This is a genomic window from Halomonas gemina (assembly GCF_023554995.1).
In the GTDB taxonomy this organism is placed as follows: domain Bacteria; phylum Pseudomonadota; class Gammaproteobacteria; order Pseudomonadales; family Halomonadaceae; genus Halomonas; species Halomonas gemina.
The window spans coordinates 213,677-228,292 of sequence record NZ_JAMJPK010000003.1 but is presented as its reverse complement, the minus strand read 5'-3'; the positions used below and the strand labels follow the sequence as shown (position 1 = coordinate 228,292).

The window sequence follows — 14,616 nt, the reverse complement described above, 5'->3', positions numbered from 1 at the left end:
GCCATGAAGACCGACACTCTGCGTGCCCGCCTGCTCGACGCCCAGCTCGACCTCGCCCGGCGTCGGGAACGGGCGGTGATCCTGCTGCTCACCGGCCATGCCGTCACCCACAAGGGACGGCTGGTCAACGAGCTGAACCACTGGCTGGAAAACCGTCACACCGAGGTGCATGCCCTGGGGCCCAGCAGCGAGGAGCGCGAGCGACCCTACTGGTGGCGTTTCTGGCGACGCGTCCCCGATCGCGGCCGCATCGGCATCTTCATCCATGGCTGGTACGGCGACGCGCTCTTCGCCCGCGCCGAGCGGCGCCTCTCGCCGGGCGCCTTCCGGGACAGGCTGGCGGAGATCCGGGCCTTCGAGGCCGAGCTGGCCGCCGAGGGCGTGGTGCTGCTCAAGCTATGGATGGACATCGACCGTCCCGCGCAGCGCCGTCACCTGCAGGCGCTGCAGGCGGACCCGGCCCGTGCCTGGCAGCTGAGCGCCACCGACTGGCAGCGCCATCTGCAGCATGCCGCCATCGGGGCCCTGGGGCGCGAGATGCGCGACGCCACCGCGGCCGAGCATGCGCCCTGGCGTCGCCTCGCCTTCCGCGACCCCGCCACGCAGCTCCAGCGGGTGGGGGCCCTGCTGCGCGAGACCCTGGTCGCACCACCCGCTCGGCCCGGCGGCGTGCCGGAGGGCGTGACGGAGGGCGTGCCCGGCGAGGCACTGCCGGCGCCCTCGATACGCCGTGCCGAACCCCGGGTGGCGGCGCCGCTGAGCAAGGCGAGCTATGCCGAACGGCTCGCCGAGGCCCAGGGACGCCTGGCCATCAACGCCCGGGAGATGGCCCGCCGGCGGATCCCCGTGGTGCTGGCCTTCGAGGGCCTCGATGCGGCCGGGAAGGGGGGCAGTATCCATCGGGTCACCGCCTCCCTGGATGCCCGCCAGTACCGGGTCCACCGCATCGCCGCCCCCAGCGACGAGGAGCTGGCGCTGCCCTGGGCCTGGCGCTTCTGGCGCCGCCTGCCGGCCGACGGGCGCATCGCCATCTTCGATCGCAGCTGGTACGGCCGGGTGCTGGTGGAGCGGGTCGAGGGGCTGGCCCCCGAGGCGGCTTGGCGGCGCGCCTATGCGGAGATCCGCGAGTTCGAGCGCCAGCTGCTGGCCCACGGCGCCGTGCTCGGCAAGCTGTTCCTGGCGATCAGCCAGGAGCAGCAGCTGCGCCGATTCGAGGCCCGGGCCGCCACGCCCCACAAGCGCCACAAGCTCACCGACGAGGACTGGCGCAACCGGGAGCACTGGGAAGACTACGAACGGGCCATCGACGAGATGTTCGCCCGCACCCAGGCGCCGGGCGCCGAGTGGGCGCTGATCGCCTGCGACGACAAGCGCCGGGCGCGGCTCGCCGTGCTCGAGGAGGTCAATCGCCGGCTGGAGATGCGCCTGGCCTCGCCGCACTGAGCCTGGCCCGCCGCGAGGCGATGACGCTAGACTGCTGACCATCCACCACGCCCACACCGGAGGTGCGCCCATGCTCCCGATGCCCTGGAAGGCCGCCCTGGCCGCCCTGACGCTGTCCGTTTCCCTGCCGGCCTTCGCCGAATCCGGCCCGGCCGAACGCGGCCCGGCCGAGCGCCTGGAGGCCGACCTCCGGGCGCTGTTTGCCGCCGAGGGGCGCCTCGAGATCGGCGAGGTCTCGGCGGCGCTGATCCGCGACCGCGTCACCGCGCGCGAGCTGCATTTCGTCGGCCCCGACGGCCAGCAGCTGTGGCTCGACCGCTACGTGGTCAGCGGCGACTATGACCGCCCCGACGAGGTGCGCATCGAGGGCATCCGCCTGGCGACCCCCGGCCGCGAGCATTCGCAGCTGACCGCCGGGACACTGGTCCTCGATGAGCCTTCCCGAGCGGTGTTGCCCCTCCACGAGGAGCGCTGGCCCCAAGGCCTGCGGATCGCCGGGCTCGAGGTCGAGACACTGGCCGCCGAGTTCGCCGGCCAGCACCTGGGGGAGGAGTTCGGCGAGGGGCAGGGGCGGATCGTCCTCGAGCGCCTGCAGGTCACCGGTCTGTCACGCGAGGCCATCGACAGCCTGGAGGTCAGCGGACTCGAGGGGCAGGCCGAGGGCGATGGCGAGTTCGGCAGCGGCACCTTCTCCCTGGCCTTCGCACGGGCCGAGGGCCTGCGCGGCCTCGACAAGGACGAGGGCGAGCAGCAGCTGGAGCGCCTCGAACTGCGCGACCTGGCGATCGATTCCGACCGGCTGGTGGCGAGCCTGGCGGGGCTCGAGGTCGATGGCAACCTGCAGGACGGCGAGGGCGGCTTGCGCCTCGAGGCGCTGGATCTCGACCTGGCCCGCATGATCGCCCTGGCGCCGGAGGAGGAGCGCACGCAGCTGCGCATGGCCAGCAACGTGCTTACCGGCGGCAGCGGGCAGCTCAGGCTCGATGCGGTCTCCACCGGGCGCTGGGAGGCGGAAGACGGTGCTACCCGGCTGCTCGGGGAACTGGACGTCACCGCCGAGGAGGCCTTCGGCTGGGTGCTGGATGCCGACCTGCCGGTGCGCCTGCCCGAGGGGGTGGAGCCGGCCGCCTTCCTGGCCGAGATGGAGGGCCTGGAGGGCGTGACCCTGCTGGGTGGGCGGGTCGACGCGACCCTCTCGGACCTGGGGCTCTTCGGCCGCCTGCCGGCGGTCATGGCGGCCAGCCAGGGCATCAGCGAGGCGGTCTTCCTGGAGCAGGCGCGGACCCAGGCCCGGGGCTTCGGCATGATGCTCGGTCCCGAGGTCGAGGCCATCCTCACCGGCCTGGTGGCGATGATGGCGGGCGAGGCACGCGAGCTCTCCCTCCAGCTGACCCTGCCCGCCGACAGCGAACTGGAGGCGCTCTCCGCCGATCCCCTGGCGCTGCCCGAGCGGCTCGAGATGCGCGTCGAGAGCCGTTGAGGCGATCGGTGGATCGGCCGCGTCGCCGTGCGCCCATGAAGGATCCGGCGGTGGCCCTTGACCGCCTTTCATGTGAAAGCCGCCGGGGGCTGGGGTATCATGTGCTCCCCAGATTCCCCCGTTTTGCGAGGTTTCCCGCCGATGTTCAGCCGTGACATGCAGATTGCCGGTTTCGATGACGTCCTCTTCGATGCGATGCAGAAGGAGGTCGCACGCCAGGAAGCGCACATCGAGCTGATCGCCTCCGAGAACTACGCAAGCCCAAGGGTGATGGAAGCCCAGGGCAGCCAGCTGACCAACAAGTACGCGGAAGGCTATCCCGGCAAGCGCTACTACGGCGGCTGCGAATACGTGGACATCGTCGAGCAGCTCGCCATCGACTACGCCAAGGAGCTGTTCGGCGCGAGCTATGCCAACGTCCAGCCCCACTCCGGCTCCCAGGCCAACGGCGCGGTGTTCCAGGCGCTGGTCAAGCCGGGCGACACCATCCTGGGCATGAGCCTCGATGCCGGCGGCCACCTGACCCACGGCGCCAAGCCCAACTTCTCCGGCAAGCACTACCACGCCGTGCAGTACGGCCTGGGCGAGGGCGGCCTGATCGACTATGACGAGGTGGCGGCCCTGGCCCGCGAGCACCGGCCCAAGATGATCATCGCCGGCTTCTCCGCCTACTCCCAGATCATCGACTGGGCGAAGTTCCGCGAGATCGCCGATGAGGTGGGCGCCTACCTGCTGGTCGACATGGCCCACGTGGCCGGCCTGGTGGCCGCCGGCGTCTATCCGACCCCGCTGCCCCACGCCCATGTGGTCACCACCACCACCCACAAGACCCTGCGCGGCCCGCGTGGCGGCCTGATCCTCTCCGCCGAGGGTGACGAGACCATCGAGAAGAAGCTGCAGTCCGCGGTCTTCCCGGGCGGGCAGGGTGGCCCGCTGGAGCACGTCATCGCCGCCAAGGCGATCTGCTTCAAGGAGGCCATGGAGCCCGAGTTCAAGAGCTACCAGCAGCTGGTGGTCAAGAACGCCCAGACCATGGCCGGGGTGTTCATCGAGCGCGGCTATGAAGTCGTCTCGGGGGGCACCGAGGATCACCTCTTCCTGCTCTCGCTGATCAGGCAGGGCCTGACCGGCAAGGACGCGGACGCCGCCCTGGGGCGCGCCCACATCACCGTCAACAAGAACGCCGTGCCCGGCGATCCCCAGAGCCCCTTCGTCACCTCGGGCCTGCGCATCGGCACCCCGGCGGTGACCACCCGCGGCTTCGGCGAGGCCGAGTGCAAGGCGCTCGCCGGCTGGATCTGCGACATCCTCGACGTCATGGCAGCGGGGGACGATACCGCCGCCATCGAGGCCGAGGTCAAGGCGAAGGTCGAGGGCGTCTGCGCCCGCCTGCAGGTCTATCGCTGAGATGCCCTGACGCTGATTGACCCCCGGCTGAGGCCAGGGGACCCCGAGCGCCCCGCCAGGATGCACCATGGCGGGGCGTTTTTGTGCCTGCGGCTGGTGCAGTCGCGCCGACGCCAGGGCATGCCTCGCCGTGGGGCCCTGAGGGGCGGGGGTTCTGGCCCGCGCTGGCACGCGCCCTGCATGGGGCATGGCGAGTCCATGACCCGGAACCGAACACGCCATGCCCTCGATCCCCGCCTCGCCCCCTGACCCCGCCCGGCGTCCGCGCCTGCTCTTCACCGACCTGGACGGCTCGCTGCTCGACCACCACAGCTACGACTGGGCCCCGGCCCGTGACTGGCTCGCCCGACTGAAGGAACTCGGGGTGCCGGTGATCCCGGTGACCAGCAAGACCCGCAGCGAGATCGTGCCGCTGCGCCGCGAGCTCGGCATCGAGAATGCCCCCTTCATCGCCGAGAACGGCGCCGTGGCCGGTCTGCCGCCGGCCTGGTGCCACGCCCGGCTGGAGCGCGGCCCCGCCGCCGATGGGCTGGTGATCCGCACGCTGGGGGTCGATATCGGCCTCATCCGCCAGCGTCTCTCGGTCTGGCGGGCACGGCTGGGGGCGGATTTCACCACCATGAGCGAGATGCCCCTCGACGACCTGGTCGCCTTCACCGGCCTCTCGGAGCCAGAGGCGCGGCTGGCGCGGCTGCGCGAGGGCAGCGAGCCGCTGCTCTGGGAGGATTCGCCGGCGCGGCTGGACGCCTTCCGCGCGGGGCTGGAGGGCGATGGCCTGCGCCTGGTGCGCGGCGGGCGTTTCTGGCACGTCACCGGTGACTGCCACAAGGGCAGTGCCGTGGCCTGGCTGATCGAGCGCTTCGAGGCGCTGCGCGGCCAGCGGCCGCTGACCCTGGCACTGGGCGATGGCCCCAACGACATGCCCATGCTCGAGAGGGTGGACCAGGCGGTGGTGATTCGCGGCTGTCACGGCCTTCCGGTGTCGCCCCACCAGCTGGCGCTCTATCGCAGCGAGGCCGTCGGCCCCGCCGGCTGGGCCGAGGGGGTGGCCCACTGGTGGGGGCGAGCCGACCGCCGGCCAGGGCCGGCGGTGAGCCACGCCAGCAGTGACGGGGCGGGGAGGGCGACGGCATGAGCGACTTCCACCAGAACGGCATCATCACCGACTTCCACAACCTGACCCGCCGGCCGCTGGCGGCCCTCGAGGCGGAACTGGTCGACTTCTCCGCCCGCCGCCCCATGAGCCTGATCCTGCCGTCGCTCTACGCCGAGCTGGAGGGGCCGGCGCTGGCCCATATCATCGAGGAGCTCAGCCGGGTGCCCTACCTCGCCGAGGTAGTGATCGGGCTCGATCGCGCCGACCGTGAACAGTTCCTGCATGCTCGCGCGTTCTTTGACCGCCTGCCTCAGCACCACCGCATCCTGTGGAACGATGGTCCCCGGCTGCAGGCGCTGGATGCCGAGCTCGAGGCGCAGGGCCTGGCGCCCCAGCAGCCCGGCAAGGGCCGCAACGTCTGGTACTGCGCCGGCTACGTCCAGGCCTCCAACCGTGGGCGGGTGGTGGCGCTGCATGACTGCGATATCCTCACCTACGACCGCGGCCTGCTGGCGCGTCTCTTCTTCCCGGTGGTCCATCCGCACTTCAACTACGAGTTCTGCAAGGGCTACTACCCGCGCATCGCCGAGGGACGGCTCAACGGGCGGGTCTCTCGGTTGATGGTCACGCCGCTGCTGCGGGCCCTCAAGCAGATGCACGGCCCGCTGCCCTATCTCGAGTACCTGGACAGCTACCGCTATCCCCTTTCCGGCGAGTTCTCCATGCGCAGCGAGGTGCTCGACGGCATCCGCATCCCCGCCGACTGGGGCCTGGAGATCGGTGTGCTCTCCGAGGTGCATCGCAACTACTCCACCAAGCGGCTCTGCCAGGTGGACCTGGCCGACGCCTACGACCACAAGCACCAGCCGGTTTCCGCCGAGGATGCTGCCGGCGGGCTCAACCGCATGAGCCTGGATATCGCCAAGGCGCTCTACCGCAAGCTCGCTACCCAGGGCGTGACCTTCAGCGCCGAGGGCTTCCGCACCCTCAAGGCCACCTACTACCGCCTGGCCCTGGACCTGATCGAGGCCTATGACCACGATGCCGTGATGAACGGCCTGACGCTGGATCGGCATGCCGAGGAGCAGGCGGTGGAGCTGTTCGCCGCCAACCTGCTCGAGGCCGGCAGCGCCTTTCTCGACAATCCCGGCGAGCGGCCCTTCATCCCCAGCTGGAATCGGGTCCGGGCGGCGATCCCCGACCTGCCCGAGCGCATGGTCCAGGCGGTGGAACAGGACAACGCCGCGGACTAACCCGTGACCAAAGTCTAAAGGCACGATCCCGGCATCTGGGCGACCCTATGTCCGACATAGATTGACCCAAGTCGTACAGGAGCCGCCGAGATCCCCATGCCATCGCATCAGCCCCCGGCCGGGCGCAAGCCCGCCCACAAACCCGATATCGCCGAGGACCTGGCCCGGGCGATCTTCGCCGGCGAACATGCGCCGGGCGGCTTCCTGCCCCGGGAACTGGACCTCTGCGCGCGTTATGGGGTCAGCCGCAGCACCGTGCGCAGTGCCCTGCAGCAGCTGGTCTCGGCGGGCATGCTGACGCGCATCTCGGGGCAGGGCAGCCGGGTGCGCGAGCTCAGCGACTGGCACCTGCTGGACCCCAGGGTCAGCGACTGGATGGCGCGTTTCGCCCAGCCCAACCCGCGCATCCAGCGCGACATCTTCGCCTTCCGTGTGGCCGTGGAGCCCTTCATGGCGCGGCTGGCGGCGGCGCATGCCACCGCCGCCGACCTGCTGGCCATCGAGACGGCCTGGCAAAGCATGATCCGTGCCCTGGAGGCGCCCGATCGTCGCTGCGAGGGACGCAGCCACGACGAGCACGACGTGGCCTTCCACGAGGCGATCTTCGCGGCCACCCACAACCTGCTGTGGGCCCAGCTCAGCCACATGCTCAAGCCGGCCATCGGCCTGCTGGTTGAGACCTCCAACCACAGCGCGGACGAGCTAAGCGACAGCATGGAGCGCCATCGCCGGCTGATGGAGGCGATTCGCCTGCGACAGCCCGACGAGGCCGAGCAGGCGGCCCTCTCGGTGCTCGAGCGCACCGGGCTGGATCTGGGGTTCGAGAGCCTGTTCGACCATCCTCCGCCACGCCTGCGCCTGCGCCTGCCGGGCGCAGACGTTCCCGAACCGGGGTGACCGGTTCGTCTCGCACCCGGTGTCCCGCACCGACAACAACAACCCTCATGCGCCATAGAAGGAAACGCACCATGAAACAGACCACGCCACGCTCCGCCTTTGCCCTCAAGGGCCTGACCGCCGCCGTGCTCGGCACGCTGGCCTTCTCCGCCCAGGCCGCCGAGTACGAGTGGACCTTCCAGACCTCCGAGACCTCCGGCGAGCCGCAATTCGAGCTCAAGAAGGCCTGGGCCGAGAACGTCAACACCATGTCCGACGGGCGCATCGAGATCGAGATTCTGCCGGTCAATGCGGTGGTCCAGGCCAACCAGACCCTGGATGCCGTCCAGTCCGGGATCCTGCAGGGTCACCTCACCGACCCCAGCTACTTCTCCGGCCGCGATCCGGCCTTCGGCATGCTCGGCAACCTGGTGGGCGCCTGGGGCGATCCGCTCGAGTTTCTGGAGTACATGAACCACGGCGGTGGCGAGGCGCTCTACAACGAGCTGGTCAACCCCTACGGCGTGCAGCTGATCGGCGCCGCCGCCACCGGCCTGGAGTCCTTCCCCTCCAAGCGCCCGATCCGCACCGTGGAGGACCTCGAGGGCCTCAAGGTCCGCGCCCCGGAGGGCATGGTCTATAACATCTTCGAGAAGGCCGGCGCCGCCCCGGTGAACCTGCCGGGCTCCGAGGTCTACACCTCGCTGGAGAAGGGCGTGATCGATGCCGCCGACTACACGGTGTTCTCCACCAACCACAGCCAGGGGCTGCACAGCTTCGCCAACTACCCCAACTATCCGGGCTTCCACTCGCTGCCCATGGTCTCCGTGTCGCTCAACAAGGAGATCTGGGACGGCCTGCCGGAGGACCTCAAGGCGATACTGGAGACCTCCGTGGACAAGCTGGCCTACGAGATGGTCTTCGAGCTCAAGAAGCTGGACCTCGAGGCGGTGGCCGAGGCGCGCCAGGACCCGGAGATCGAGCTGATCGACATGGCCCCCGCGGAGCGCGCCAAGTTCCGCTCCATCGCCAAGGAAGAGTGGGCCGAGTGGGCCGAGAAGAGCGAGATGAACCAGAAGGTCTACGACTCCGTGGTCGAGTTCCTCGAAGCCCGCAACCTGATGTAAGCCGGCCGACATCCACCCTTTGGCAAGCCGATCATCGTCCGGGCCAGGCCCGGACGATGCGTGAAGAGACCCGTCATGACTCAACCTTCCCCCGATAACCGCGACCCGGCCGAGCTGGTCGAGCAGGTCGAGGAGCTCGGCCCCGAACGCACCGCCCTGGACCGCCTGGTGGCCCGGGGTGGCCGCGGCGCCGCCTGGCTGGTGCTGATCGCCATGGGCATCAGCGTGGTCGAGGTGTTCCTGCGCTACGGCTTCAACAACCCCACCTCCTGGGTGCACGAGTCGGTGGTCTTCCTGGTCGCCGTGACCTTCGCCCTGGGCGGCCCCGCGGCGTTGGCCCGCAACAGCCATATCCGCGTACGCGTGCTTTATGACAGTGCTGGCCCGCGGCTCAAGTGCTGGATGGACCGCTTCAACGACCTGGTGACCCTGGGCTTCTGCCTGGCCATGAGCTACGCCGCCTTCCACATGTTCTGGCGCGCCTCGCACAACCCGCTCGGCGAGTGGCAGCTGGAGCGCTCCGGGACCTCCTGGAACCCGCCCTTTCCGGCGCTGGTCAAGGGTATGATCCTGTTCGCCCTGGCGCTGATGACCCTGCAGGCGCTACTGCACCTGGTGCAGTCGATTCGCGCCCGTCCCGCCGCTGACCAGGAGGTGCGCTGATGGATATCGGGACGGCCACGATCCTGATGATCGCCGCCATCTTCGGCCTGCTGGTCACCGGCCTGCCGCTGGCCTTCATCACCGGCCTGGTGGCGATGGTCTTCACTTTCGGCTGGTTCGGCGAGACGGCGCTGCCGCTGGTCACCAGCCGGGTGTTCAGCTTCATCACCGAGTACTCCCTGGTGGCGGTGCCGATGTTCGTGCTGATGGCCTCGCTGCTCGACCGCTCGGGCATCGCCAAGGACCTGTTCAACGCCATGCGGGTGTTCGCCGGGCGGCTGCCCGGCGGGGTGGCGGTGCAGACCATCGTGGTGGCCTTCTTCCTCGCCGCGCTGTCGGGAATCATCGGCGGCGAGATCGTGCTGCTGGGCATCCTGGCACTGCCGCAGATGCTGCGCCTGGGCTACGACAAGCGGCTCTCCATCGGCGTGGTGTGCGCCGGCGGGGCGCTGGGCACCATGATGCCGCCGTCGATCGTGCTGATCATCTACGGCCTGATCGCCAGCGTCTCCATCGCCGAGCTGTTCACCGCGGCGATCACCCCGGCGGTGATCCTGATGGGCTCCTACATCGCCTACGTGCTGGTGCGCTGCCTGAAGAACCCGGCGATGGGCCCGCCGCTCACCACCGAGACCCAGGACAACCCCTTCGCCAGCAAGCTGGATGCGGTGAAGGCGATCCTGTTGCCGGGGATGATCGCCTTCCTGGTGCTGGGCACCATCTATGGCGGCATCGCCTCGGTGACCGAGGCGGCGGCCATGGGGGTGTTCGGGGTGATGCTGGCCATCGTGCTGCGCGGCGAGTTCAGCGTGGCGATGCTGCACCACAGCCTGGGCCAGACGCTCTTCACCTGCGGCATGATCATCTGGATCGGCATCGGCGCCGCGGCCCTGGTGGGGGTCTACAACCTGATGGGCGGCAACCGCTTCGTCTCAGGCTTGATCCTGGGCATGGAGGTGGCACCCATCGTGATCATCCTGGTGATGATGGCGATCATGCTGGTGCTGGGGCTGTTCCTGGACTGGATCGGCATCGCCATGCTGGCCCTGCCGATCTTCCTGCCCATCGTCACCCAGCTGGGCTATGACCCGATCTGGTTCGGCATCCTGTTCGCCGTGAACATGCAGGTGTCGTTCCTGTCGCCGCCGTTCGGCCCCGCGGCTTTCTACCTTAAGAGCGTGGCGCCGCCGGAGATCAGCCTCAAGGACATCTACGTCTCGGTGCTGCCCTTCATGGCGATCCAGCTGTTGGTGCTGGCGGCCCTTCTCACCTGGCCGCAGCTGGCCATCTGGCCGCTATAGCCGTGGAAATAAGGCAGGATAAGGCATGAAAAAAGGGAGGCCGAATGGCCTCCCTTTCCTTTACCCTTTCGCTGGCTTTACCTGCCCGGAAAGGGCGGCGATCAGGTGTCGATACGCTCGAGGAAGGTCGAGACGATCTCCTCCGGTGTGAGGGAGATGTCCACGCGAATCGCCTCGTCATCGCCCGGGGGTTCCAGGTCGTGAAGCTGACTGTCGAGCATGTGATCGCCCTGGAAGAAATGCCCCTGGCGGGCGTGCAGTCGTGTCAGCAGAAGCTCTCGGCTGCCGTGCAGATAGAGGATCCGCAGTGCCGGCGCTCCCCTGCGCAGCAGGTCGCGGTAGCGGCGCTTGAGTGCCGAGCAGCCGATCACCAGCGAACGCCCCCGACGAGCATGGTCACGGAAGAAGCCGGCCAGGGTTTCGAGCCAGCCCTCCCGGTCGCCATCATTGAGCGGTTCGCCGCGCGACATCTTGGCGATGCTGCTGGCACTGTGATGGTCGTCGGCATCGATGAAGTCGGCATCGATGGCCTCGGCAAGGCGCTTGCCGATGTGGGACTTTCCTGATCCTGAAACCCCCATGACCAGCACGAGTGTCGGCGTGGATTGCATCTGTCTTCTTCCATTGTATCGGTGGGATTACTGACGTTCATCATAGCGAAAAGATGCGATGAATGGCTAGTGAATATAGGCCGTCTTCTCCGGCATATCTCTGCCCCTGTTTCGGTGCCGCTTGAGGGTTAGTCGATGGCCCGCCCTGTGCAGGATGATCCTCGTCAAGGTGAGGGGCATGGATGGCGCCGGCCGGTCGGTAATCCGTTATGCTGAGGTCAAGGGGCAGGCCGGGGCCGTGACGCCGTCCTGTTTCCCGGCTAGCAAGCTGTTCTTCGCCACAAGGAGCGAGACCATGTCGACACTCACCTTCCAGGGCGCGGTCAAGGAGGTCACCGGCTCGCGCTATCTCATCGAGCTGGATGGCAATGGCCGCTCGCACAAGCTGCTGCTGGAGTGCGGCCTGCACCAGGGCGGCAGTGAAGCGGACGAAGCCAACGCCAGGCCCTTCGGCGCCCTGGCCGGCGAGCTCGAGGCGGTGGTGCTCTCCCATGGCCATCTCGACCACTCTGGGCTGCTGCCCAAGCTGGTGCGGGAGGGGTATCGCGGGCCGATCCACTGCACCCGGGGTACCCGCGACCTGTTGGAGATCATGCTGCAGGACGCCGCCTTCATCATGGCCAAGGACGTCGAGTGGGAGAACAAGTGGCGCAGGCGCAACGACAAGCCGCTGGTCGAGCCGCTCTACGCGCTGGAGGACGTGGCGCAGACCCTGTCGCTGTGCGAGTCCCACCCCTTCGGCCAGCCGGTCTCCCTGCCCGGCGGGGCCAGCCTGGTATTCCGCGACGCCGGGCACATCCTCGGCTCGGCCATCGTCGAGCTGGGCCTGCCCTCCGGTGGACAGACGAAACGGCTGGTGTTTTCGGGCGACCTGGGCAACCCCAGCTCGGTGCTGATGAAGGATCCCGAGAAGCTCTATGACGCCGACCTGGTGCTGATGGAGAGCACCTACGGCAACCGCGACCATCGGCCGCTGGAGGAGACCCTCGAGGAGTTCGCCAGCGTGCTGGAGCAAGCCCATGCGGCGGGCGGCAATGTGCTGATTCCCGCCTTCGCCGTGGGGCGTACCCAGGAGATCCTCTACCACCTGAGCGTGCTCTACCACGAGGGACGGCTGCGCCAGCAGATGGTGTTCCTCGACAGCCCCATGGCCATCAAGGTCACCGAGCTCTACCACCGGGCACGCAAGTCGCTTGACCCCGAAGACCTCAAGGTGCTCAACATTGCCGCCAGCGGCGACACCCGCCAGTACCTGCCGATCCTGCGCATGACCCGCACGGTGGAGGAGTCCATGGCCATCAATCGCATCCACGGCGGGGCGATCATCATCGCCGGGGCCGGGATGTGCAACGGCGGACGCATCATCCACCACTTCCGCTACAACCTGGAGCGGCCCGATACCCGGCTGGTGATCGTCGGCTTCCAGGCCGCGGGCACGGTGGGGCGCCAGATCGTCGACGGCGCCGAGCGGATCCGCGTGCTGGGCCGGGACCTGGCGGTCAAGGCGAGGGTCCACACCATCGGCGGCTTCTCCGCCCATGCCGGCCAGACCCAGCTGCTGGGCTGGGCCGGGGCCTTCCGCGACCGCCCCCGCTTCTATCTGGTGCATGGCGAGCCCGGCGCCCAGCAGGCGCTGCAGGCGGCCCTCGCCCGGAGCGGCATCGAGGCCGAGATTCCCGCCTACGGCGACCGTATCGAGCTCTGAGCAGGCCGCCCCCGCGACCCAGCGCTAAACGGCTTGCCATCCCGCCTAGTGTGCCTGCATGGCTGCCTCGAGGCGGACTGTGATCTCCCGGTGGCCGTTCTCCCTCGCCCAGTTACAAGTTGTCCCGGGGAACGCGTTGCACTCGACGGATTGACCTGCATCAAGGTGCGTCCACTTGCCTCAGGCGGAAGATGCGGCAATGCACTAGGCTTTCAAGGAGGCGATTAAAGTTATTTCCTTAGAGGGTTTCGTTATGAAAACGATGCAGCATCTGGCTGGTTCGCTGCTGGTGACACTGGCTGCCGGCCCGGTACTGGCCGAGGAAGACGTCGCCGCCTACCGCGAGACACAGCTGGGGCTCTACGTCACGGCGAGCGAGGCCTATGAGCTGATGCAGGACAACGAGCGGGCCGTGCTGATCGACGTGCGTGACCCCATCGAGATCAAGTTCACCGGCTTCGCCGAGCCCACCGATATCCACGTGCCCTGGGTGCTGGCCGATCGCGAGAACTTCGACGAGGAAGCGAAGACCTGGCCGATGGTCAGGAATGCCGACTTCGGGGCCCAGGTGCGCGCCGAGCTTGAGGCCCTGGAGGTGGCCGAGGACGACCCGATCATCGTCATGTGCCGCTCCGGCGCCACTCGCAGCGCACCGGGGGCCGACATCATCACCGAAATGGGCTTCAGCGAAGTCTACTCCATGACCGATGGCTTCGAGGGCAGCAAGCTCGAGGAGGGCGACTCCAAGGGCGTGCGTGCGGTCAACGGCTGGCGCAACTCCGGGCTGCCCTGGAGCTACGAGATCGACCCCGACATCGCCTGGCGCCCGGCCGAGTGAGCGTCAACCGACGGCCTGCCGCCCGCGGGGCGAAGGCCCACCATCACGAACGAACCAACGAGGTGAGCGCATGACCATCACGAAGACACTGACCCTGGCCGCCGCCGCAGCCACCATCGGCCTCTCCGTTGCCGCCCTGGCCGACAATCACGGTGGCGAGGAAAGCGGCGACAAGGCGCTGGTGATCCTCACCAGCGACTCGCTGCAGACCCAGGGCATGGCGATGATCCTCTCCAACGCCATGCAGCAGCAGGGCACCGACCTGCATATCCTGCTCTGTGACGCCGCCGGTGACCTGGCCGTCGACGGTTACGAAAGTGCCGAGGCGATCAAAACGCCGCCGAGCAACCCGGCCGGCCAGGTCAAGCCGGAAGGCATCCTGCAGATGCTGATGGGCAACGGGGCGCAGGTGGATGTCTGTGCCATCTACCTGCCCAACAGCGACCTGGGCGAGGACAACCTGCGCGAGGGCGTCGGGGTGGCCGCTCCCGGGCCGATGGCCGAGATGATGCGCGACCCGTCCATTCCCGTTTACAGCTTCTGAGCGTCCGAAGCCAACCGAAGGAGTCCGTCATGAAGAGCAACGTGGGCGGTATCGACAAGATAGCCCGTATCGTCGTCGGTGCCGTGCTGATCCTGCTGATCCTGCTGGCCCTGACCGGCACCATCGGCGTCTGGGGCTGGATTGGCGTGGTGCCGCTGGCCACCGGCCTGTTCAACTTCTGTCCGGCCTGGAAACTGCTGGGCATTAATACCCGCCGGCCGAACCAGTAGGCGATCCGGCCCAGCGCATTCGTGTTCCATAAGGCGCCCGCG

The 14,616-nt window shown here is 68.4% G+C and carries 14 protein-coding genes; 13 read left to right on the top strand and 1 reads right to left on the bottom strand.

Annotation, left to right across the window (positions count from 1 at the left end; genetic code table 11):
* Positions 1 to 3 precede the first annotated feature (3 nt).
* The 9 genes from M8009_RS07735 to M8009_RS07695 all read left to right on the top strand — a co-directional run bounded on the left by M8009_RS07735 (position 4) and on the right by M8009_RS07695 (position 10,646).
* Complete coding sequence (locus M8009_RS07735; RefSeq protein WP_250060249.1) at positions 4 to 1,443, top strand: polyphosphate kinase; 1,440 nt, start codon at positions 4 to 6, stop codon at positions 1,441 to 1,443.
* 70 nt (positions 1,444 to 1,513) lie between these two features.
* A complete protein-coding gene (locus M8009_RS07730; protein ID WP_250060248.1) occupies positions 1,514 to 2,923 on the top strand; it encodes a hypothetical protein in 1,410 nt (469 codons plus the stop codon).
* Positions 2,924 to 3,064: 141 nt separating this feature from the next.
* Entirely contained in the window at positions 3,065 to 4,330 is a 1,266-nt protein-coding gene (gene glyA / locus M8009_RS07725; protein WP_250060247.1) for a serine hydroxymethyltransferase, read from the top strand.
* Positions 4,331 to 4,550: 220 nt separating this feature from the next.
* Positions 4,551 to 5,465, top strand: a complete 915-nt coding sequence (locus M8009_RS07720; protein WP_250060246.1) for an HAD-IIB family hydrolase — start codon at positions 4,551 to 4,553, stop codon at positions 5,463 to 5,465.
* Positions 5,462 to 6,679 carry a glycosyltransferase family protein gene (locus M8009_RS07715; protein WP_250060245.1) on the top strand — a complete coding sequence of 406 codons (1,218 nt, stop codon included), beginning with the start codon at positions 5,462 to 5,464 and terminating at the stop codon, positions 6,677 to 6,679. The genes M8009_RS07720 and M8009_RS07715 overlap by 4 nt, the downstream gene beginning before the upstream one ends.
* 96 nt (positions 6,680 to 6,775) lie before the next feature.
* Positions 6,776 to 7,576: a FadR/GntR family transcriptional regulator gene (locus tag M8009_RS07710; RefSeq protein WP_250060244.1), complete on the top strand. Its 801-nt coding sequence runs from the start codon at positions 6,776 to 6,778 to the stop codon at positions 7,574 to 7,576.
* Positions 7,577 to 7,647: 71 nt separating this feature from the next.
* Complete coding sequence (locus M8009_RS07705) at positions 7,648 to 8,682, top strand: TRAP transporter substrate-binding protein (RefSeq protein WP_250060243.1); 1,035 nt, start codon at positions 7,648 to 7,650, stop codon at positions 8,680 to 8,682.
* Between the two features lie 75 nt (positions 8,683 to 8,757).
* Positions 8,758 to 9,345, top strand: a complete 588-nt coding sequence (locus M8009_RS07700; protein ID WP_250060242.1) for a TRAP transporter small permease subunit — start codon at positions 8,758 to 8,760, stop codon at positions 9,343 to 9,345.
* On the top strand, positions 9,345 to 10,646 hold the full coding sequence (locus M8009_RS07695) for a TRAP transporter large permease (RefSeq protein WP_250060241.1): 1,302 nt from the start codon (positions 9,345 to 9,347) through the stop codon (positions 10,644 to 10,646). The genes M8009_RS07700 and M8009_RS07695 overlap by 1 nt, the downstream gene beginning before the upstream one ends.
* Positions 10,647 to 10,747: 101 nt before the next feature.
* Here the strand turns inward: M8009_RS07695 and M8009_RS07690 are convergent, their stop codons facing one another.
* Positions 10,748 to 11,257: a gluconokinase gene (locus M8009_RS07690; RefSeq protein WP_250060240.1), complete on the bottom strand. Its 510-nt coding sequence runs from the start codon at positions 11,255 to 11,257 to the stop codon at positions 10,748 to 10,750.
* Between the two features lie 295 nt (positions 11,258 to 11,552).
* On the opposite strand from M8009_RS07690, the gene M8009_RS07685 reads away from it, so the two are divergent.
* The 4 genes from M8009_RS07685 to M8009_RS07670 all read left to right on the top strand — a co-directional run bounded on the left by M8009_RS07685 (position 11,553) and on the right by M8009_RS07670 (position 14,574).
* Positions 11,553 to 12,962, top strand: a complete 1,410-nt coding sequence (locus M8009_RS07685) for an MBL fold metallo-hydrolase RNA specificity domain-containing protein (protein ID WP_250060239.1) — start codon at positions 11,553 to 11,555, stop codon at positions 12,960 to 12,962.
* Positions 12,963 to 13,215: 253 nt separating this feature from the next.
* The gene (locus M8009_RS07680) at positions 13,216 to 13,800 is read left to right on the top strand and encodes a rhodanese-like domain-containing protein (protein ID WP_250060238.1); all 585 of its coding nucleotides are present in this window, start codon (positions 13,216 to 13,218) and stop codon (positions 13,798 to 13,800) included.
* A gap of 70 nt (positions 13,801 to 13,870) precedes the next feature.
* Positions 13,871 to 14,344: a DsrE family protein gene (locus M8009_RS07675; RefSeq protein ID WP_250060237.1), complete on the top strand. Its 474-nt coding sequence runs from the start codon at positions 13,871 to 13,873 to the stop codon at positions 14,342 to 14,344.
* A 29-nt stretch (positions 14,345 to 14,373) separates the two neighbouring features.
* Positions 14,374 to 14,574 (top strand): YgaP family membrane protein, encoded by a 201-nt coding sequence (locus tag M8009_RS07670; RefSeq protein WP_250060236.1) that lies wholly within the window; start codon positions 14,374 to 14,376, stop codon positions 14,572 to 14,574.
* The last annotated feature ends 42 nt before the right edge of the window (positions 14,575 to 14,616 follow it).